This window comes from Glaciibacter sp. 2TAF33 (genome assembly GCF_052114945.1).
Classification (GTDB): Bacteria; Actinomycetota; Actinomycetes; order Actinomycetales; family Microbacteriaceae; genus Cryobacterium.
The window spans coordinates 21877-40094 of the sequence record NZ_JBFRFS010000003.1 but is presented as its reverse complement, the minus strand read 5'-3'; the positions used below and the strand labels follow the sequence as shown (position 1 = coordinate 40094).

At 69.7% G+C, this 18218-nt stretch carries 20 protein-coding genes; 15 read left to right on the top strand and 5 right to left on the bottom strand.

What is annotated here, in order from left to right:
* Positions 1 to 46 precede the first annotated feature (46 nt).
* Genes AB4Y94_RS03255 through AB4Y94_RS03210 form a run of 10 tightly spaced genes read left to right on the top strand, consistent with a single transcriptional unit; the run spans position 47 to position 8413 of the window.
* The gene (locus AB4Y94_RS03255) at positions 47 to 640 is read left to right on the top strand and encodes a sulfite oxidase-like oxidoreductase (RefSeq protein WP_441724689.1); all 594 of its coding nucleotides are present in this window, start codon (positions 47 to 49) and stop codon (positions 638 to 640) included.
* A complete protein-coding gene (locus tag AB4Y94_RS03250) occupies positions 621 to 1382 on the top strand; it encodes a ferredoxin reductase (protein WP_441724687.1) in 762 nt (253 codons plus the stop codon). The genes AB4Y94_RS03255 and AB4Y94_RS03250 overlap by 20 nt, the downstream gene beginning before the upstream one ends.
* The gene (locus tag AB4Y94_RS03245; protein ID WP_441724684.1) at positions 1379 to 1693 is read left to right on the top strand and encodes a DUF6510 family protein; all 315 of its coding nucleotides are present in this window, start codon (positions 1379 to 1381) and stop codon (positions 1691 to 1693) included. Before AB4Y94_RS03250 ends, AB4Y94_RS03245 begins: the two co-directional genes overlap by 4 nt.
* Positions 1686 to 2861 carry a ThiF family adenylyltransferase gene (locus AB4Y94_RS03240; protein ID WP_441724681.1) on the top strand — a complete coding sequence of 392 codons (1176 nt, stop codon included), beginning with the start codon at positions 1686 to 1688 and terminating at the stop codon, positions 2859 to 2861. Before AB4Y94_RS03245 ends, AB4Y94_RS03240 begins: the two co-directional genes overlap by 8 nt.
* Before the next feature lie 37 nt (positions 2862 to 2898).
* Positions 2899 to 4119, top strand: coding sequence for a molybdopterin molybdotransferase MoeA (locus AB4Y94_RS03235; RefSeq protein ID WP_441724679.1), 1221 nt, complete (start codon positions 2899 to 2901; stop codon positions 4117 to 4119).
* On the top strand, positions 4116 to 5111 hold the full coding sequence (gene moaCB, locus AB4Y94_RS03230; RefSeq protein ID WP_441724676.1) for a bifunctional molybdenum cofactor biosynthesis protein MoaC/MoaB: 996 nt from the start codon (positions 4116 to 4118) through the stop codon (positions 5109 to 5111). The genes AB4Y94_RS03235 and moaCB overlap by 4 nt, the downstream gene beginning before the upstream one ends.
* Positions 5104 to 5550, top strand: a complete 447-nt coding sequence (locus AB4Y94_RS03225) for a molybdenum cofactor biosynthesis protein MoaE (protein WP_441724673.1) — start codon at positions 5104 to 5106, stop codon at positions 5548 to 5550. The genes moaCB and AB4Y94_RS03225 overlap by 8 nt, the downstream gene beginning before the upstream one ends.
* The gene (modA, locus tag AB4Y94_RS03220; RefSeq protein ID WP_441724670.1) at positions 5547 to 6389 is read left to right on the top strand and encodes a molybdate ABC transporter substrate-binding protein; all 843 of its coding nucleotides are present in this window, start codon (positions 5547 to 5549) and stop codon (positions 6387 to 6389) included. The genes AB4Y94_RS03225 and modA overlap by 4 nt, the downstream gene beginning before the upstream one ends.
* Positions 6390 to 6392: 3 nt before the next feature.
* Positions 6393 to 7265: an ABC transporter permease gene (locus tag AB4Y94_RS03215; protein ID WP_441724667.1), complete on the top strand. Its 873-nt coding sequence runs from the start codon at positions 6393 to 6395 to the stop codon at positions 7263 to 7265.
* A 26-nt stretch (positions 7266 to 7291) separates the two neighbouring features.
* Positions 7292 to 8413, top strand: coding sequence for a sulfate/molybdate ABC transporter ATP-binding protein (locus AB4Y94_RS03210; RefSeq protein WP_441725172.1), 1122 nt, complete (start codon positions 7292 to 7294; stop codon positions 8411 to 8413).
* Positions 8414 to 8443: 30 nt separating this feature from the next.
* On the opposite strand, the gene AB4Y94_RS03205 is transcribed toward AB4Y94_RS03210, so the two are convergent.
* From AB4Y94_RS03205 to AB4Y94_RS03190, 4 genes are all read right to left on the bottom strand, one after another.
* Entirely contained in the window at positions 8444 to 8770 is a 327-nt protein-coding gene (locus tag AB4Y94_RS03205) for a MoaD/ThiS family protein (protein ID WP_441724664.1), read from the bottom strand.
* Positions 8763 to 9872 carry a GTP 3',8-cyclase MoaA gene (gene moaA / locus AB4Y94_RS03200; protein WP_441724661.1) on the bottom strand — a complete coding sequence of 370 codons (1110 nt, stop codon included), beginning with the start codon at positions 9870 to 9872 and terminating at the stop codon, positions 8763 to 8765. Before moaA ends, AB4Y94_RS03205 begins: the two co-directional genes overlap by 8 nt.
* Before the next feature lie 148 nt (positions 9873 to 10020).
* Complete coding sequence (locus AB4Y94_RS03195) at positions 10021 to 12096, bottom strand: ABC transporter ATP-binding protein (RefSeq protein ID WP_441724658.1); 2076 nt, start codon at positions 12094 to 12096, stop codon at positions 10021 to 10023.
* Between the two features lie 2 nt (positions 12097 to 12098).
* Positions 12099 to 13823, bottom strand: a complete 1725-nt coding sequence (locus tag AB4Y94_RS03190) for an ABC transporter ATP-binding protein (RefSeq protein ID WP_441725169.1) — start codon at positions 13821 to 13823, stop codon at positions 12099 to 12101.
* A 70-nt stretch (positions 13824 to 13893) separates the two neighbouring features.
* Between AB4Y94_RS03190 and AB4Y94_RS03185 the strand changes: the two genes are divergently transcribed.
* From AB4Y94_RS03185 to AB4Y94_RS03175, 3 genes are all read left to right on the top strand, one after another.
* On the top strand, positions 13894 to 14379 hold the full coding sequence (locus AB4Y94_RS03185) for an NUDIX domain-containing protein (protein WP_441724655.1): 486 nt from the start codon (positions 13894 to 13896) through the stop codon (positions 14377 to 14379).
* 89 nt (positions 14380 to 14468) lie between these two features.
* Complete coding sequence (locus tag AB4Y94_RS03180) at positions 14469 to 14777, top strand: hypothetical protein (protein WP_441724653.1); 309 nt, start codon at positions 14469 to 14471, stop codon at positions 14775 to 14777.
* Positions 14778 to 15009: 232 nt separating this feature from the next.
* Positions 15010 to 16101, top strand: coding sequence for a CapA family protein (locus tag AB4Y94_RS03175; RefSeq protein ID WP_441724651.1), 1092 nt, complete (start codon positions 15010 to 15012; stop codon positions 16099 to 16101).
* A gap of 25 nt (positions 16102 to 16126) precedes the next feature.
* Here AB4Y94_RS03175 and AB4Y94_RS03170 read toward each other — a convergent pair whose 3' ends face one another.
* The gene (locus AB4Y94_RS03170) at positions 16127 to 16936 is read right to left on the bottom strand and encodes an MBL fold metallo-hydrolase (RefSeq protein ID WP_441724648.1); all 810 of its coding nucleotides are present in this window, start codon (positions 16934 to 16936) and stop codon (positions 16127 to 16129) included.
* A 106-nt stretch (positions 16937 to 17042) separates the two neighbouring features.
* Here AB4Y94_RS03170 and AB4Y94_RS03165 point away from each other — a divergent pair, with 106 nt between their 5' ends.
* Together AB4Y94_RS03165 and panD are read left to right on the top strand one after the other, a co-directional pair.
* Positions 17043 to 17783 (top strand): NUDIX hydrolase, encoded by a 741-nt coding sequence (locus tag AB4Y94_RS03165; protein ID WP_441724645.1) that lies wholly within the window; start codon positions 17043 to 17045, stop codon positions 17781 to 17783.
* Complete coding sequence (gene panD / locus AB4Y94_RS03160; RefSeq protein ID WP_441724643.1) at positions 17783 to 18202, top strand: aspartate 1-decarboxylase; 420 nt, start codon at positions 17783 to 17785, stop codon at positions 18200 to 18202. Before AB4Y94_RS03165 ends, panD begins: the two co-directional genes overlap by 1 nt.
* The last annotated feature ends 16 nt before the right edge of the window (positions 18203 to 18218 follow it).

Here is an 18218-nt window from a genome sequence, read left to right as displayed (position 1 = left end):
CGAGCACCATCGGGCTCACACGATGAACCTCAGCAGAGGAGACATCATGGGAATCATCTCATCGGGATTTCGCGGCCGCCGGCGGGACACCAACCCCGCACTTCCTCCCGGCCAGTATGAGACCGAGAGCTTCCCCGTGCTGTCGGCCGGTCCCGCCCCTGACATTCCCACCAATGAATGGGAGTTCTTCATCCAGACCGAGACCGGCGCCCGCCACACCTGGACCTGGGACCAGTTCATGGCCCTGCCGCAACAGGATGTGACCCGCGACATCCACTGCGTGACCAGCTGGTCCAAGTTCGGAACCTCCTGGCGTGGAGTGGCACTGGACACCCTGTTCGAATCGGTGCAATCCAGGTACCGATTCACGATGGCGCACTCCTATGGCGGCTACACCACGAATGTGCCGCTCGACGACCTGCTGGGAGGAAAGGCCTGGGTCGCGTGGCAGTTCGACGGCGCACCGCTTGAACGCGCCCACGGCGGCCCGGCCCGGCTCCTCGTTCCACACCTGTACTTCTGGAAGAGCGCCAAGTGGCTGCGCGGCCTGGAGATGCTGGCGGAGGACCAGCCCGGCTTCTGGGAGCAGAACGGCTACCACATGTATGGCGACCCGTGGCGTGAAGAGCGCTACTCATGAGGCCGTGACGTCGCTCTGGCACGTCGCCGACGTGGTGAGCGCCCGCGACGAGACCGCCAATGCGCGCACCCTCGGCCTCCGCGTCGACGGGGTGCACGGCAACACGGCCGGCCAGCACGTCGACATCCGTGTGACCGCCGACGACGGCTACTCTGCGGTGCGCTCCTACTCGATCGCCACCGCCGGCACCGGCGACTACCTCGAGGTCACCGTTGACAAGCTCACGGATGGCGAGGTCTCGCCGTACTTGGTCGACGGGGTCACCGTCGGCGACAAACTGGAGATCCGCGGGCCGGTCGGCGGCTGGTTCGTCTGGCGTCCCGCCGACCCAGGGCCGGTGCAATTGATCGCGGGCGGCTCGGGCATCGTGCCGCTGATGGCGATGATCCGTTCGCACGAGGCGGCGCGCAGCACGTCGGCGTTCCGGCTGTTGTACTCGGTGCGGTCCCCGGCCACGACCATATACAGGGACGAGCTCGCCGGCCTCGCGGGCCGTTCGGCGACCCTCACGGTCGACATGGTCTACACCCGCGCCGCGCCGGACGGCTGGCCGAGCGAACCCCGCCGGCTCGACGCCGACACGCTATACTCCCGCATCATGCCGGTGACGGATGCCCCGCAGGTCTTCATCTGCGGACAGACCATCTTCGTCGAAACAGTCGCAGAATGGCTGGTAGCGGCGGGCTATGCGGCGGGCACCATCAAAACCGAACGCTACGGCGGAACCGGAGGCACCTCATGAGCGGGATTGACGCAACGGACATCGTCGCGGTGGCGAGCGACCCGATCCCCCACCTCGACGGCAACGCGCTCGGCGGCCTGCTGATGGAGATCTTCCGAATGGATGTCACGGCCGCCGTCGGCCGGTGCGACACCTGCGGCGACACCCGTCCGGTGGCCGAGGCGATGGTGTACCGGGATGCCCCGGGCGTCGTGGTGCGGTGCAAAGCCTGTGCGGGTGTGCTCCTCTGCCTGGTCGACACCCCGGACCGGATCCGGCTCGACGTGCGCGGCCTCAGCTACCTGGACGTGGCCCGGGATCCCGATGAATGAGGGACGCCGCTTCGAGCCCCTGGTCGCGCCGGGTGCGCCGCTGGCGGCCGACGGCAGAGAGCGTTACTCCCGTTCACTCTCCCTTCCCGGTTTCGGACCAGACGCGCAGCGCCGGCTGGCGGCGGCGCGGGTGCTGGTCGTCGGTGCCGGCGGACTCGGCAGCGCCGTCATCCCCGCGCTCGCCGCTGCCGGGATCGGAACCCTCGGCATCGTCGATGGCGACTCCGTCGAACTCAGCAACCTGCCTCGGCAGGTCGTCCACACCCCCGCCGACGTCGGAGACGGCAAGGTCGCATCCGCCGCCCGGACTGTCGCCGCGCTGGGCGCCGGCACCGACGTGGTCGGCTTCGGGGTCTCGCTGTCCGCCGAGAACGCCCTGGCGACCTTTGCGGGCTTCGACCTGGTGCTCGACGGCAGTGACAACTTCCCGACCCGGTACCTGGTCAACGACGCCGCCATCCTCGCCGGGATCCCGGTGGTCTGGGGGGCCGTGCACCAGTTCGGTGGCCAGGCCGGTGTCAGCTGGGCCGCTCGCGGTCCGCACTACCGCGACCTGTTCCCGGTTCCCCCCGAGCCGGGCTCCGTCCCCAGTTGCGCTGAGGCGGGGGCGCTTCCCTCGGTCTGCGCCGTGATCGGCGGGATCATGGTCTCCGAGACGATCAAACTCATCACCGGGGTGGGGCATCCGCTGGTCGGCCGGGTGACGTGCTACGACAGCCTCGGCGGCGGTTTTCGTGAGATCGCATACTCCGGCGACCCGCTGGCCGAAGCGGTGACCGGCCTGGTCGACTATGCCGTGTTCTGCGGGTTGCAGCCTGCGCGCGCGCCGGGGACCACCGCTGCGACGTCGATCACGACGACGCAGCTGCAGGCCCGGCTCGCGCGGGGCGAACCGCTGCGCCTCGTCGACGTACGGGAACCGTGGGAGGCGGAGATCGCCGCGATCGCCGGGGCGGCACTCATCCCGCTGGCCGAAATCGGGGACGACCCGAAGTCCCATGCCGCCGCGCTCGCCGGGGTTCCCGTCGTCATCGTGTGCCATCACGGCCCACGGGCGGAGCGCGCCCGCACGATGCTGGCCGGTGCCGGCCTCGGCGACATCACGGTGCTCGCCGGCGGCATCGACGCCTGGGCGCGCGAGATCGATCCCGCGCTGGCACGATACTGAACCATGACCCCGAGCGAACTATGACCCCGGCCGAATCATGACCGCCACGAGCGCGGAGGATCACGCGGCCCACATCGAACGGATGCTGCGGCCCGCCCTCGCGCGGGCGGTCGCCGAATCCGTGCCGCTGGCTTCGGCGCTCGGGCGAGTGACCATCGACGACGTCCGCTCGGCGGTCGACCTGCCGCTCTTCCGCAACTCGCAGATGGACGGATTCGCCGTGCGCGCCGACGACCTCGCCGCCGTCCCGGCGACCCTCAGGGTGGTGGGAGAAGCCCCGGCCGGCCACCCGGCCACTGGCACCCTGCAGCCGGGAACCGCCCTTCGCATCATGACCGGCGCCCCGGTCCCCGCCGAAGCGGATGCCGTCGTCCCGGTCGAAGACACCGACCGGCGATTCGGCGCCGACGGTTCGACGGCAGAGGGCACGGTGACCATCAGCCGGAGTCCCACCGCCGGCGACTTCGTGCGGGACCGCGGCAGCGACCTGCGCCGCGGCGACCTGATCGTCCCCGCCGGCGTCGTGCTCGCCCCGAGGCACCTCGCCGCGCTGGCCGCGGCAGGACACCGAGACGTGCCGGTGCGCCGGCGGCTCCGGGTGGCCGTGATCACCACCGGTGCCGAACTGGTCGAGACCGAACCGGGCACCGCACCCGGCGCCGGGCAGATCTACGACTCCAACAGCATCGCGCTGGCCACCGCCGTCGCCGAGGCCGGCGCGACCGTGTCAGTGGTCGCCCGCAGCGACGATCGCGCCGAGATGTTCCGGCGCGTGCTCGACGAGGCAGTGGCGGTGTCGGACCTGGTGATCACCTCGGGTGGGATCTCCCACGGCGCCTACGAGGTCGTGCGTGACGTGCTCGAGCCGCTCGGCGCATCCGTCTGCCACGTCGCCATGCAGCCGGGCGGACCGCAGGCCACGGCCGTCGTCGACGGTGTTCCGGTGGTGTGCTTTCCCGGCAACCCGGTCAGCACCCAGGTGTCGTTCGTCGTGTTCCTGCGGAACCCGGTGCGCACTGCCGCGGGACTCACCCCGATCCCGGCCCGGACCAGGGCGCTGGCGCACCCGCTGGCGTCGGTGGGCGGCAAGCGACAGTTCCTGCGCGGCACGCGGCTCGCGGGCGGGGCCGTCGAGCAGGTGGCCGGTGCCGGGTCCCACCTGGTCGCCGCCATGGCGCGCTCCGATGTGCTGATCGACATCCCGGCGGAGACGACATACCTCGCCGCGGGGGCGGACGTGGCAGTGTGGGCGCTATGACAGAACTCAGCCACCTCGACAGCGAGGGCCGGGCACGCATGGTGGACGTGAGCGACAAGGCCGAGACCACCCGCATCGCCATCGCGCGCGGCCGGCTGGTCACCACCCCCGAGGTCGTCGCGCTCGTCCGGGCCGACGGCCTCCCCAAAGCCGATGTGCTCGCGACGGCGCGGATCGCGGGGATCATGGGCGCCAAGAAGACCTCCGACCTGATCCCGTTGTGCCATCCGCTGCCGTTGACCGCGGTGACCGTGGTGTTCGAGCTCGATGAGTCGGAGATCCGCATCGAAGCCTCAGCCAGGACCACCGGCCGCACCGGGGTGGAAATGGAGGCGCTGACCGCCGTCGCCGTCGCCGGCCTCACCCTGCACGACATGGTCAAGGCCGTCGATCCCGCCACCACGCTGACCGACGTGCGTCTCGACTTCAAGAGCGGAGGAAAGCGCGGCCGGTGGGTGCGGGGCTCGGCTGCTGCCACCGCCGCTGCCGCTGCCACCGGCGGGCCTGCGGATGCCGGGCCGCGCACGGCCCGGGTGCTCGTCGCGTCCACCCGGGGCGCCGCGGGACTCCGCGAGGACACCACCGGGCCGCTGATCGCGTCGTGGCTGGCCGGGCGGGGATTCCGGGTCGACCCGCCCCGGGTCGTCGCCGACGCTGAGATCGCGCACGCGCTCGCTGACGCGGTCCGGGCGAGCCCGTCGCTGGTGATCACCACCGGCGGAACCGGGGTTTCGCCCACCGATGTGACCCCGGAGGCGACCCGTGCGGTGCTTGACCGCGAGCTTCCCGGGGTCGCAGAGGCGTTGCGCGCGCGCGGGCTGCTCTCCACGCCGTCCGCTGCGTTGAGCCGTGGGCTCGCCGGAACGGCCGGCCGCACCGTCGTGGTCAACCTCCCCGGGTCCTCGGGCGGCGTGGAAGACGGCCTGGCGGTGCTCGAGGGCGTCATCGACCACCTGGTCGACCAGGTGAGCGGTTCGGCGCAGCATGGCTGACGCTCGAAGTCGTGAAGCACCGAGCCCCGCCGTCCTCGCGGTGGTCAGCTCCGACGCCATCGACCCGTCGGTTCTGGACGCGTTCGTGACGGGCCCCGCGAACGGAGCCGTCGTGACCTTCTGCGGTGTGGTGCGCGACCACGACGACGGCAAGGCGGTGTCGGCGCTCGACTACCAGGCGCATCCGTCGGCCGAAGAATTCCTCCGGGCCTGCTGCGCCCGCGTCGCGGCGTCCACCGGGCTGCGGGTGGCCGCCAGCCACCGCACCGGTCCGCTGCACATCGGCGACCTCGCCCTCGTCGCATCCGTCGCGGCTCCGCACCGGGCCGAGGCGTTCGCCGCCTGCGCCGAACTGGTCGAGCTGATCAAGGCACAGGTTCCGATCTGGAAGCGGCAGCACTTCGTCGACGGGGCCTCCGAATGGGTGGGCCTGGCGTGAGAACACGACGGGACGGGCGAAGCGTGGCGGGCCTCTGGTCCGTCCGGGCCGCGCTCTTTCTCGGCGCCGCCCTCGCCGTGTCGCTGTCTGCCTGCGCGCCGGGTCACGCCGGTGACACGGCAGGCACGGCGAACAGCACCGTCCCGCCGGGTTCCCCAGGCCCGGACGGCACCCTCACCGTCTTCGCCGCAGCGTCCCTCACCACCACGTTCACCGAACTCGGCAACGGCTTCGAGCAGCGGAACCCGGGAGCCAGCGTCGACTTCAGTTTCGCCGGCTCCTCCAGCCTGGCCACGCAGATCATCGAGGGAGCGCCCGCCGATGTGTTCGCCTCCGCCGACACGGCCACCATGCGAGGCGTGACCGACGCCGACCTCGTCGACGGTGAGCCTGTCACGTTCGCCACCAACACGCTCGCGATCGCGGTGCCGGCCGGCAACCCGGCATCCGTCGGCTCATTCGCCGACCTCGCCCGGCCCGGCGTGCGCACCGTCGTCTGCGCGCCACAGGTGCCGTGTGGGGCGGCCACGGCCCAGGTGCAGAGGCTGACCGGAATCACGGTGACGCCGGTCAGCGAGTTCCTGTCGGTCACCGACGTGCTCGGCACGGTGAGTTCCGGTGAAGCGGATGCCGGCATCGTGTACGTCACCGACGTGCGCGCGGCGGGCTCGCGCGTCGAGTCCGTGCCGTTCCCCGAGGCGAGGTCGGTGGTGAACGACTACCCCATCGCGCGGGTCGCCGGGTCTCAGCACGGCGCGCTCGCTGCCGCATTCATCGCCTTCGTCACCGGGCCAGCGGGTCGCGCCGTGCTCGAAGCCGCCGGCTTCGGGACGCCGTAACCGATGGCCGCGAAACTCAGCCGGGACCCCGGTGCGGGACCACGGCTCGGCGTGCCGGGCTGGGTCGTGGCCGTCGCATCCGTCGGCGGGTTGTTGATCCTGCTGCCGGTTCTCGCCCTGGTGTTGCGGGTCGACTGGGCCAGGTTCCTGCCGCTGGTCACGTCGGAGTCGTCGATGGCGGCGCTGGCGCTCAGCCTCCGCACCTCGGTCGCGGCGACCATCGCCTGCATCGTGCTCGGTGTGCCGATGGCCCTGCTGCTCGCCCGCACGTCGTTCCCCGGCCAGCGGCTGGTGCGCGCGCTGGTGCTCCTGCCGCTGGTGTTGCCGCCGGTGGTCGGCGGCCTCGCGCTGCTCTACCTGTTCGGGCGGCGTGGCCTGCTCGGGCAGGTATTCGAGCTGGCAGGCGTCCCGATCGCTTTCTCCACCACGGCGGTTGTGCTGGCGCAGACCTTCGTGGCCCTGCCGTTCCTGGTGCTGAGCGTCGAGGGGGCACTCCGCACCGCGGGAACGCGCTTCGAGGCGGTGGCCGCGACGCTCGGAGCGCGCCCGTCAACCGTGTTCCGCCGGGTGACCCTGCCGCTGGTGGTGCCGGCACTGGTGTCGGGCACGGTGCTCTCCTTCGCGCGGGCGTTGGGCGAGTTCGGCGCAACACTGACCTTCGCCGGCAGCCTGCAGGGAGTCACCCGCACCCTGCCGCTGGAGGTCTACCTGCAGCGGGAGATCGACCCGGACGCTGCGGTCGCGCTGTCGCTGCTCCTGGTGGCGGTCGCGATCCTGGTGGTCGGGCTGGCCCACGGGGTCGGCCAGCCCTTCGGGTCGCTGCCCGGACGCTCACGCAGTGCCGGAGCCCGGATATCGTCAGGCGGCGCGAGGTGAACCCCGGCCCGGTGAACCGCAACCCGGTGCAGCTCAGCTTTGCTGCCCGGTCCGCCGCACGCGGGTTCGACGTCGGTCTTGAGATCATGGCGGGGGAGACGGTGGCGGTGCTGGGCCCCAACGGAGCCGGCAAGTCCACCCTGCTCGGCCTCATCGCCGGGTTGGTGCGACCGGACGCGGGCCGCGCGCGGCTGGGCGACCGGGTCTTGTTCGACCGTGGCCCCGACCGGCCGGACCGGTGGCTCGCGCCGCACCGGCGCGGGGTCGCCTTGCTCGCGCAGGACGCGCTGCTCTTCCCGCACCTGTCGGTGCGTGGTAACGTCGCCTTCGGGCCGCGGAGCGCCGGGAACGGCCGCGCCGCTGCCACTGCAACGGCCGACCACTGGCTCGGCGAGGTCGACGCGTCGGACCTCGCCCGCCGGAGACCGGACGAGCTGTCGGGCGGCCAGGCCCAGCGCGTGGCGATCGCCCGCGCCCTCGCCGCCGAGCCCGGGCTGTTGCTCCTGGACGAGCCGCTCTCCGCCCTCGACGTCACCGCAACGCCGACCATCAGGCGGATGCTCCGGCGGGTGCTCGCGGCTCGCACCGCCCTCATCGTCACCCACGACCCGCTCGACGCCTACCTGCTCGCCGACCGCGTCGTCGTGATGGACGCGGGGCGCATCGTCGAGCAGGGCGCCACGCGAGACGTCCTGGACCGCCCGCGCGTGCGGTTCACCGCCGATCTGGCCGGCGTGACGCTGTTCCACGGGCTCCGCACCGCATCCGGCCTGGTCACCGACGACGGCGCGGAGATCCTGGCGGCCCTGGGCGGACCGGGGGTGGGCGAGCGGGTGGCGGCGACCCTTCGCCCGGCCGCGGTGCGCGTGTCAGCGCCGCGGGGTGAGGGCCCTGGCGCGCCCGGCGATGCGACGGCGGACGGCGCACCCGACCGGAGCCGCGCGGGTCGCGACGGCATGAATCGGCTCACCGCGACCGTTCGCGACCTGGAGGCCTCCGGCGACACCGTGCGGGTGCACACCGAATGGCTCTCCGCTGACGTTCCGCCGGTCCTGGTGGCCGACCTGGATCTCGTCACCGGTTCGCGAGTGGTCCTGAGCTTCGCGGCGGCCGATGTCACGGTGTACGACGCTCGAGGCGGCACCTGAACCCCGGGCTCGGTGGCCTCCCGGGCCGGCTCAGCCGCCGGCGAACGGCGGCAACACGTCGACGGCAGCGGCAATGCTGCGGGTGGGGTCCCGGCTGACGACAGTGTCCACAATGAAGGACCCCGACCGCATCACCCGCTCCATCCCCGCTCCATACCGAACCGAGAGTTCAGTTTTCAGGCCGCCGAGGGTGGGATCGCCCAGTTCGATCGTCTCCTCGTCCCGCCCGGCGGCATCCGCTGCGGCCGCGAAATACCGCACCGTCACCGTCACCGGCGCACCCGCCGAGCCAAGCGCCGAGCCAAGCGCCGAGCCAAGCGCCGGTCCAACCGCCGGTCCAACAGCCGATTCAGCCACCGATCGCCCCCATGCTGCGCTCCGGCCGGCGGAACCCGTCGGCGTCGATGCCGTGCCCGGCCTGCTTGTTCCACATCGCCCCGCGCCAGTACCGGGCGATCTCGAAGTCGTCTGCGCCGCCGCGGAGGAGCGCCCGCAGGTCAGTCTCGGCGTCGCCGAACAGGCACGACCGCACCGTTCCCTCTGCGGTGATCCGGGTGCGGTCGCACTGGGCGCAAAAGGATCGCGTGACGGAGGCGATGATGCCCACGGTCTCCGGTCCGTCGTTGACCAGCCACTCCTCCGCAGGGGCCGACGGATCGGCGCGGCCCGCCTCGGTGAGCCGGAACCGGGTCGACAGCACACCCAGCAACTCCTCCGCCGACACCATGTTGTCGCGGGCCCAGGCCCGGTCGGCGTCCAGCGGCATCTGCTCGATGAACCGCAGCCGGCAGCCCGCGGCGAGTGCCCAGGCCAGCAGGTCAGCGGCCCCGGCGAGGGTCTCCCGCATCAGCACGGCGTTCAGCTTGAGCGGCGTCAGCCCAGCGGCGTGTGCCGAGCGGATGCCGGCCAACACGCTCGGCAGCCGGTCCCGCCGGGTCAGAGCGGCGAAATGGGCCCGATCCACGGTGTCCAGGGAGATGTTCACCCGGGTCAGCCCGGCCGCGACCAGGGCGGCGACCCGGTGGTCGAGGCCGATCCCGTTGGTGGTGAGCGACAGGTCGATGCCGGGGGCGGCCGCGGCACTCGCACCGATGATCTCGGCCATGTCGGCCCGCATCAGCGGTTCCCCGCCGGTGAAGCGCACCTCGCGCACCCCGAGGTCGTGGACGCCGATGCGCACCAGCCGGCCGATCTCCGCCGGCGTGAGCAGGTTCTCCCGCACAATCGCGGGAAGCCCCGCCTCGGGCATGCAATAGGTGCAACGCAGAGAGCACTTCTCGGTGACCGAGATGCGCAGGTCCCTGGCGGTTCGGCCGAACCGGTCGACCAGGGTCGGAACCTCCGGCCGCCCAACGATGGGCGGGGCGGCAGACGGCGGGGCGGTTGGCCGCGCGCCGACCGAAGGCGCACCGCGCTCCGGCACGGCGCGTGCGCGTGGAAGACCAAGGTTGACGGCCACGCACCCAACCTAGTCCTGCGCCCCCGCCCGCGCCCCCTCCAAACGACCCCGATGTGCGTGAGGGGCCAACATGTCCTGGTTCGCGGCTCGGCGCAACCACTGTTTGTTGGCCCTCACCGGACGGCGCGGCACGGCGCGCGGCGCGGGACTACTCGACGGGCACGGCCTCGGAAGCCGGCTCCGCCAGGGCCTCGAGCTCGTCATCGGGCTCGCCGCCCATGAACTGCGACATGTAGAGCGCGTAGTAGGCGCCGCGCTGGGCGAGCAGGTGCTCGTGGTTGCCCTGCTCCACGATGCGGCCGCCGTCCATCACCAGGATGGTGTGGGCGTCGCGGATCGTGGACAGCCGGTGGGCGATCACGAACGAGGTTCGGTCGGTGCGGAGCGCGGCCATGGCGTGCTGCACCAGCAGCTCGGTGCGGGTGTCGACCGACGAGGTCGCCTCGTCCAGGATCAGCAGCGACGGGTTGGCGATGAACGCCCTGGCGATCGTGATCAGCTGGCGTTCACCGGCTGAGACGCTGCCGCCGTCGGCGTCCAGCACCGTGTCGTAGCCCTCAGGCAGCTGGCGCACGAAACGGTCGACCATGGTGGCCTGGGCCGCAGCCACGACCTCCTCGTCCGTCGCATCGAGCCGGCCGTAGCGGATGTTCTCCCGAATCGTGCCACTGAACAGCCACGCGTCCTGCAGCACCATGCCCACTTGCGAGCGCAGTTCGCCGCGGGAGAGGGAGGTGATGTCGACGCCGTCGAGGAGGATGCGTCCGCCGGTGAGCTCGTAGAAGCGCATGACCAGGTTCACCAGCGTCGTCTTGCCGGCGCCGGTCGGACCCACGATCGCGACCGTGTGGCCGGGCTCGGCCGAGAACGTGAGGTCCTCGATCAGCGGCTTGTCCGCACTGTACGCGAACGACACCCGCTCGAACTCGACGTGGCCGTCGGTGCGCTCGGGCAGGTGCGCCGTCTGGGTCTCCGGGTCCTGCTCGTCGGCATCCAGCAGCTCGAAGGTGCGTTCAGCGGATGCGACGCCGGACTGGAGCATGTTCGCCATTCCGGCCATCTGACCGATCGGCTGCGAGAACTCCCGCGAGTACTGGATGAACGCGGTCGCATCCCCCAGCGTCATCTGCCCGGAGGCCACACGCAACCCGCCGACCACGGCGATCAGCACGTAAGACAGGTACGAGACGAACGTCATCGCGGGCATGATCATTCCGGAGACGAACTGGGCACCGAACGAGGCGGTGTAGAGCTGCTCGTTGCGCTTGTCGAACTCCTCCAGCATCTCCCGGTCCCGGCCGAAGGCGCGCACGATTTCCTGCCCGGAGAAGGTCTCCTCAATGTGGCCGTTCAGGGCGCCGGTGTTCTTCCACTGCGCGGTGAAGAGCTTCTGCGAGCGGGCGCCGATGACGCCGGCGATGATCCCGGACAGCGGCAGCGAGATCAGGGCGATGAGGGCAAGCTGCCACGACACGATGAACATCATCGCGGCGATGCCGAGCACCGTGAGCAGCGACTGCACCAGCTGGGAGAAGGCCTGCTGGAGCGCCTGCTGGATGTTGTCGACGTCGTTGGTGACCCGCGACATCAGGTCGCCGCGCTGGCGGGTGTCGAAGTAGCTCAGCGGCAGGCGGTTGAGCTTCTCCTCGATGTCCTGGCGCAGTCGGAACACGACCCGCATCACCAGCCCGTTGAGGATGTAGCCCTGCGCCCACGACAGCACAGAGGCGATGGTGTACATGGCCAGCACCACGATGATCAGGCGGCCGAGGACGGTGAAGTCGACGCCCTCGCCGGGCACCACCGCCGTGTTCTGGAGCATGTCGGCGAACTGGGTGTTCCCGTCGGCGCGGGCCTGGGCGACCACCTGGTCCAGCGGCACGCCCTTCGGCAGCTGCATGCCGATGACGCCGTTGAAGATGGCGTCCATCGCCTGGCCGAGGATCTTCGGCGCCAGGACGGTGAGCACCACCGAGACGACGACCAGCGCCACGACGATGATCATCTTCGCGCGCTCGGGCCGCAGCAGTCCGATCAGGCGCTTGGCCGACGGAAGGAAGTGCTGCGCCTTCTTGGCCGGGGTGGCGCCGAACATGCCGCCGTCGGCCTCGGTCGGCTGGTATTCCTCGTCACCCAGGGCGGATGCCGCGGTGTCGGACGCCGCAGTGTCGGACGCCACGGTGCCGGCGGCCGCCGGTGCCTGGTTCTTGGTTCGTCTGGCCATGGTTACGCCACCTCAACACTCAGCTGGGATTCGACAATTTCGCGGTAGGTGTCATTGCCCTCGAGCAATTCGTCGTGGGTGCCCCGGCCGACGATGACCCCGTTGTCGAGAACGAGGATCTGGTCGGCGTCGGTGATCGTCGACACCCGCTGGGCGACGATGATCACGGTGGCGTCCCTGGTCGCGTCGGCGAGCGCGGAACGAAGGCGGGCATCCGTTGTCACGTCGAGCGCCGAGAACGAGTCGTCGAACAGGTAGACCCGTGGTTTCGCGACCAGCGCACGGGCGATGCACAGCCGCTGGCGCTGGCCGCCTGACACGTTCGTCCCGCCCTGCGCGACTCGTTCGTCCAGGCCCAGCGGCATGGCCCGTACAAAGTCCTCGCCCTGCGCGATGCGGAGGGCGTCCCACAGTTCCTCGTCCGTCGCATCCGCTCGTCCGAACCGGAGGTTGGAGCCGATCGTGCCGGAGAACAGGTACGGCTTCTGCGGGATGAGCCCGACCACCTCGGCGAGCTGGCCGCGGGTCAGCGTCGACACGCCCACGCCGTCGATGGCGACCGTGCCATGCTGGGCGTCGTAGAGCCGGGCGATGAGGTTGACCAGGGTGGTCTTGCCGGCGCCGGTGGACCCGACGATCGCGGTGGTCTTGCCGGGCTCTGCCGTGAAGGTCACGTCGTCGAGCACCGGGCGTTCGGCGCCCGGGTAGCCGAAGCCGGCCCCGCGGAACTCGACCACGCCGGTGGCGGGCGTGGCGACCCGGGCGTCGCGGGCGATGGTCTGGCTGCTCTCGGTGTTGAAGACCTCGGCGATGCGCTCGGCGCAGACGACGGCGCGGGGAATCATCATCACCATGAAGACGCCCATCATCACGGCCATCAGGATCTGGAGCAGGTACTGGAGGAACGCGGTGAGCGAGCCCACCTGCATTTCGCCGGCGTCGACCCGGTGGCCGCCGAACCAGAGAACCGCGGCGGTGGCCAGGTGCAGCACCATCATGATCACCGGGAACATGAGCACGAAGATGTTGCCGACCTTCACCGAGACGCCGGTGATCGACTCGTTCGCCCGTCGGTACCGCTCGGACTCGAAGGGCTCGCGCACGAACGCGCGCACAACGCGGATGCCGACGATCTGCTCGCGCAGGACGCTGTTGATGCCGTCGAGGCGGTCCTGCATCAGGCGGAACAGCGGCAGCAGCAGGTAGACCAGGAAACCGACGATGACGAACAATACCGGCACGGACACCCACACCAGCCACGACAGCCCGGCGTCCTCGCGGAGCGCCATGATGATGCCGCCCACGCACATGATGGGCGTGGAGACCATGAAGTTGAGGGTCATCAGCACCAGCATCTGAACCTGCTGCACGTCGTTGGTGCCGCGCGTGATCAGCGTTGCCGTTCCGAAACCGCCGAGCTCAAGGGCGCTGAGCGAGTCGACCTTGCGGTACACCTCACGGCGGAGGTCACGGCCGATGGCCATGGCGGTGCGGGCACCGAAGTAGACGCCGCCGACGGCAGTGACGACCTGCACCAGGCACACCGTCAGCATCATCATGCCGGTCGACCAGATGAAGTCCGTGTCGCCGCGGGTCACGCCCTCGTCGATGATCTGTGCGTTCAGGCTGGGAAGGTACAGCGCGGCAATCGTGGAGATCAGTTGCAGCACGAACACCGACACGATCCAGGACCGGTATGGCCTGGCGTGGCGGAGGACCAAAGACATCAGAGCCAACAGGACTTCCTTACAGTGGGTGGCCGACCAGAACATAGTCGCGACGGGGAATACTAGCAGTATGAGTACCGCGAAGCTCAGCGCCGGGATCGTGTTGTATCGGTTCGGGGACAACGTCGCGCAGGGCGGAGGGCCGTCGGTCTGGCTGGCGCATATGGGCGGCCCGTTCTGGTCGGCGACGGGCAAGCGGGCATGGACCATTCCCAAGGGCGAATACGAGCCGGGGGATGACGAGTTCGCCGCGGCCCGTCGGGAATTCGAGGAGGAGATCGGCTCCCCGCCCCCCGCCACCCCGTATGCCGGCCTGGGGGTGTTCACGATTGCATCGGGGAAGCGCATCACCGTGTTCTGTGCGGAGCACGACTTCCATGTCGACCAGCTGGTGAGCAACACGTTCGACCTGGAGTGGCCGAGGGGGTCGGGGCGGATGCGCTCGTTCCCGGAGGTCGACGATGCCCGGTGGTTCACCCTTCCCGAGGCCCGGGCCGGGATCCTGACCGGGCAGTTGCAGATCCTCGACGCGCTCGAAGCGCGGCTGCGGCCGTAGTGGCGGTTCACTGTTGCGAAACAATTCGGTCATGTCCCGGCTATGTCTGAGGCCTAACTTAGGGTGAAGTCGTCTCGAGAGGAGTCATCATGATCGCCGGACGCGTCCAGCCCAGTGAGCCGAACCACATCAGGATCGACGCACTGTCGGCGAGCGAGTGGAGGGTCTCTGACGATCGAGTCCCGTCCAACGACGCGAGCTCGCTGGTCGGTTTCATCGAAGAGCACGACGGTGTCTACGAGGTGCTGCGCTTCGGGGACCCGGTCGAGTTCACGTTCGCCCCCAGCCTCGACGCAGCGATCGCCCACTTGACGGATGCCGTCGGGCGATCGGCGACCGGGACCGGGCTCCACCTGGCCACGGTGACCCAGATCGTCAGGACCAAAGCCGCGTCCTGACGCCGCTACGGAGGGCACTCCGCGGTCGGCGCGAGTGCGAGCCAAAGCTGGCAGACTCTGACATATCCTGCCTCGTTACATCATGCATTTTATAGACAGCGGTCACCGTATCTGGTTAGGTGGTCAGGACGGGGCGTCTGATCTCGCTCTTTCGCTGCTGCTGCGGCGGCGATCGGTCGCGGGGTAAGTGTGAGGAATCCACCCGTTTCCGGGTGGAAATGAGGAGAATTGAATGGCTGAGAGACTAGTCCTGACGGGCGCAGGTGACGTGATTATCGATCGCGACGACCACCTATCCGTGTTCACGCACGTGAAGGACATTTTCCGGGCGGCCGACGTGGCCTACGTGAACATGGAGCAAATACTCTCCGACGACGGTATCCCGCATCCCGCCCAGTCGGTTTCGAAAGGCTCGCGCTTTGTCGAGGCCTACGCGGATGCCCAGGTGGATGTGGTGTCATGCGCAACGAACCACGCCTTGGATTGGGGAGTTCCCGGTCTCACGGGAACGATCGAAACGCTCGACGGCGCCGGCATCGCCCACTGCGGTACCGGCTCAAACCTCTTCGAGGCTCGAAAGCCTGCGATCTTGGAGCGCAAGGGGACGAAGTTCGGCGTACTCAATTACTGCTCGGTTGCTCGACCTGAGTACGACGCCGACGAGAACTACCCCGGCATCGCACCCCTGAAGGTCCACACGCTCTATCAGCAGGTTGACTTCCAGCCGGCGACCCCGCCTGCAATCATCTCGCGCCCCACTCCTGAGTCATACGAGATGATCGTCAGCGATGTGAAGGCACTGCGCGAGCAGGTGGACGTCGTCATCGTCGCCTTCCACTGGGGGCAGCACCTTGTTCCTGTGATCGTCCCTCAGTACTGCGTGGAGATGGCGCACGGTGTGATCGACGCGGGGGCCGATATCGTCATCGGCTCTCATACCCACATTCTGAAGGGTATCGAGCTGTACAAGGGCAAGGCCATCTACTACTCCACGGGAAACTTCGTTCTCGATTTCGGCAAGGGCTTCACGGACAGGAGACTGATCGACGGGCTCGACCAGCACTACTTCGGTGGCAAGCCAGATCCGAGCGTCCATGAAGAGCGAAACCAGACCATGATCGTCAAGGCCTACATCGAAGACGGCGAGATCGTGCAGTATGGCTTCATTCCGTGCATGATCATCGACGGCGACCCCACCCCCGTCAGACGGGGCGACAAGGGCGACGATGTTGTCGAGTACATGAAGAAGATCACCGAGGCAGCCGGCTTCAACGCGAAATTTGAGTGGATATCCGACGATGAGGTGGTCATCGTCGAGTCATGACCGGGCACGTGTTGCGACGTGCCGGTCACCGAGGGTCGCGAAGGTAGGCCAGCTGCGCGGCGACGGATGCCTCGGCGGCGAACCGCACCGCGGCATCCGTTTCGGCGTACACCCGGTCTGTGACCTGCGCGACGGTGGCATCGGCACCCAGCTCGGCCAGGGCGGCGCGGATCTGGTCCAGGCGCTCCTGCCGATGGATCAGGTACGCCTCGCACGCCGCGTCGAGGTGCGGCAGTACCGGGCCGTGCGCGGGCAGTACGGTGGCCGGCCCGATTGCGCGGAGGGTGGCCAGCGAGGAGAGGTAATCGGTAAGCGTGCCGTCGGGGTACCCGAGGATCGTGGTGCCGCGGCCGAGTACGGTGTCTCCAGTGAGCACCGACCCGAGCGGCCCATCGGCCGGCAGGTGGAAGCACACCGAATCACTGGTGTGCCCGGGGGTTGCGATGACGCGGATGCGCACCCCGGCCGCGTGGATCTCCTCGTCCGGTGTGAGCGGTGCCCCGTTGACGCAGTACGCGGCGTTCCGTGCGCGCACTGGTGCGCCGGTGAGCTCGGCGAAATGCGCGCTGGCGGCGCTGTGGTCAGCGTGATGGTGGGTGACCAGCACCAGGTCCACCCGGCCGGCGCCGGCGAGCACGGCGAGGTGGGCCTCGTCGAGCGGGCCGGGATCCACAACCACGACCGACGGGGAACCGGGCGCCTGGAGGATGTAGGAGTTGGTGCCGTCGAGGGTCATCGGCCCCGGATTGGGGGCCAGGACCCGCCGGGTGAGGATGCTGGTGGGCTCGATGGAGCCGGGCACTGCTGCCGGGGGCACTGCTGCGTCGTCATGCATGTCGGCAGCCTAATGCGGTCGCAGGCCGTGGGCTGGAAGCCGGCGCTAGGGTGGGAGCGCACGGCGGCACGACCGCCGGGTCGACCGACTGATCGGAACAGGCGATATGCAGGAAACCAGCCACACGGCGCCGTCCGAGCCCGCCCTGGCCGCGACGGCGGTGCTCCTGCGGGACGGTGTCTCTGGGCTCGAGGTGCTGCTGCTGGAGCGGCCGAGCGACCGTGGTTCGTTCGCCGGGGCCTGGGTGTTCCCGGGCGGCCGGGTGGACCCCGAGGACTGGGTCGCCGGTGGAAGCCCCGGTATCGGGGGCGTGGCCGACGCCACGGCCGTAACGGCGAATGAGACTGAACAGAATGCCGCGCGCCGCGCCGCGGTTCGGGAGGTACGCGAGGAGACGGGCCTGGCGGTGGCGCCGGGGGAGCTGGCCACCACCGCCTGCTGGACCCCGCCCGCCAGCGCACCGCGGCGATTCCGCACCTGGTTCTTCATCGCGCCCGCCCCGGAGGGTGAGCTCCTGCTCCCTCCGGACGAGGTGGTCGACCACGCGTGGGTACGCCCGGCGGCTGCTCTCGGGTTGCACGGTTCCGGCGCACTCCTCCTGGTGCCGCCGACCTGGGTGACACTGCACGGGCTCTCCCGGCACGACACCGTGAACGCCGCCCTGGCCGAGGCGCGGCGGGCGCCGGTGCAGGAGTTCGCCACCCGCATGGGAGCCGCCGGGACGATCTTGCTCTGGGAAGGTGATGTCGCCTACGACGACGACACGCTCGTCGACACAGCCGGTGCCCGCCACCGGCTGGAGGTCGGGCGGCTGCCCTGGGCGTACCGGCGGTATCCTGAACCGTGATGCTTCGAACCATGCTCTCCGCCAAAATCCACCGTGCCACGGTGACCCACGCCGACCTGCACTACGTCGGCTCCATCACGGTCGACAGCGACCTCCTTGACGCCGCCGGCATCCTGCCCGGCGAGAAGGTCAGTGTGGTCGACGTGACGAACGGCGCCCGCCTGGACACCTACACGATCGCCGGTGTTCCTGGCAGCGGCGTGATCGGCATCAACGGCGCCGCCGCCCACCTGGTCCAGGTCGGCGACCTGGTGATTCTCATCGCCTACGGCTTGCTGGACAGCGCCGAGGCCCTCACGTACCGACCGTCGATCGTGCACGTGGACGCGGAAAATCGAATCGTGCAGGTCGACGCGGATGCGGCATCCGTCGTGCCCGGCACCACTGCCGGACTTGAACGAGCGCCGCTGTCGCTGTGATCATGCACGCTCCCAG

Excerpts from the sequence above, each read along its gene's own strand:
- AB4Y94_RS03190 (WP_441725169.1), bottom strand. The coding sequence starts at position 13,823 with ATGTCTTTGGTCCTCCGCCACGCCAGGCCATACCGGTCCTGGATCGTG.
- AB4Y94_RS03255 (WP_441724689.1), top strand. The coding sequence starts at position 47 with ATGGGAATCATCTCATCGGGATTTCGCGGCCGCCGGCGGGACACCAAC.
- AB4Y94_RS03215 (WP_441724667.1), top strand. The coding sequence starts at position 6,393 with ATGGCCGCGAAACTCAGCCGGGACCCCGGTGCGGGACCACGGCTCGGC.
- AB4Y94_RS03225 (WP_441724673.1), top strand. The coding sequence starts at position 5,104 with ATGGCTGACGCTCGAAGTCGTGAAGCACCGAGCCCCGCCGTCCTCGCG.
- panD (WP_441724643.1), top strand. The coding sequence starts at position 17,783 with ATGCTTCGAACCATGCTCTCCGCCAAAATCCACCGTGCCACGGTGACC.
- AB4Y94_RS03185 (WP_441724655.1), top strand. The coding sequence starts at position 13,894 with ATGAGTACCGCGAAGCTCAGCGCCGGGATCGTGTTGTATCGGTTCGGG.
- AB4Y94_RS03175 (WP_441724651.1), top strand. The coding sequence starts at position 15,010 with ATGGCTGAGAGACTAGTCCTGACGGGCGCAGGTGACGTGATTATCGAT.
- AB4Y94_RS03180 (WP_441724653.1), top strand. The coding sequence starts at position 14,469 with ATGATCGCCGGACGCGTCCAGCCCAGTGAGCCGAACCACATCAGGATC.
- AB4Y94_RS03165 (WP_441724645.1), top strand. The coding sequence starts at position 17,043 with ATGCAGGAAACCAGCCACACGGCGCCGTCCGAGCCCGCCCTGGCCGCG.
- AB4Y94_RS03170 (WP_441724648.1), bottom strand. The coding sequence starts at position 16,936 with ATGCATGACGACGCAGCAGTGCCCCCGGCAGCAGTGCCCGGCTCCATC.
- AB4Y94_RS03235 (WP_441724679.1), top strand. The coding sequence starts at position 2,899 with ATGACCGCCACGAGCGCGGAGGATCACGCGGCCCACATCGAACGGATG.
- AB4Y94_RS03245 (WP_441724684.1), top strand. The coding sequence starts at position 1,379 with ATGAGCGGGATTGACGCAACGGACATCGTCGCGGTGGCGAGCGACCCG.
- AB4Y94_RS03195 (WP_441724658.1), bottom strand. The coding sequence starts at position 12,096 with ATGGCCAGACGAACCAAGAACCAGGCACCGGCGGCCGCCGGCACCGTG.
- moaCB (WP_441724676.1), top strand. The coding sequence starts at position 4,116 with ATGACAGAACTCAGCCACCTCGACAGCGAGGGCCGGGCACGCATGGTG.
- AB4Y94_RS03240 (WP_441724681.1), top strand. The coding sequence starts at position 1,686 with ATGAATGAGGGACGCCGCTTCGAGCCCCTGGTCGCGCCGGGTGCGCCG.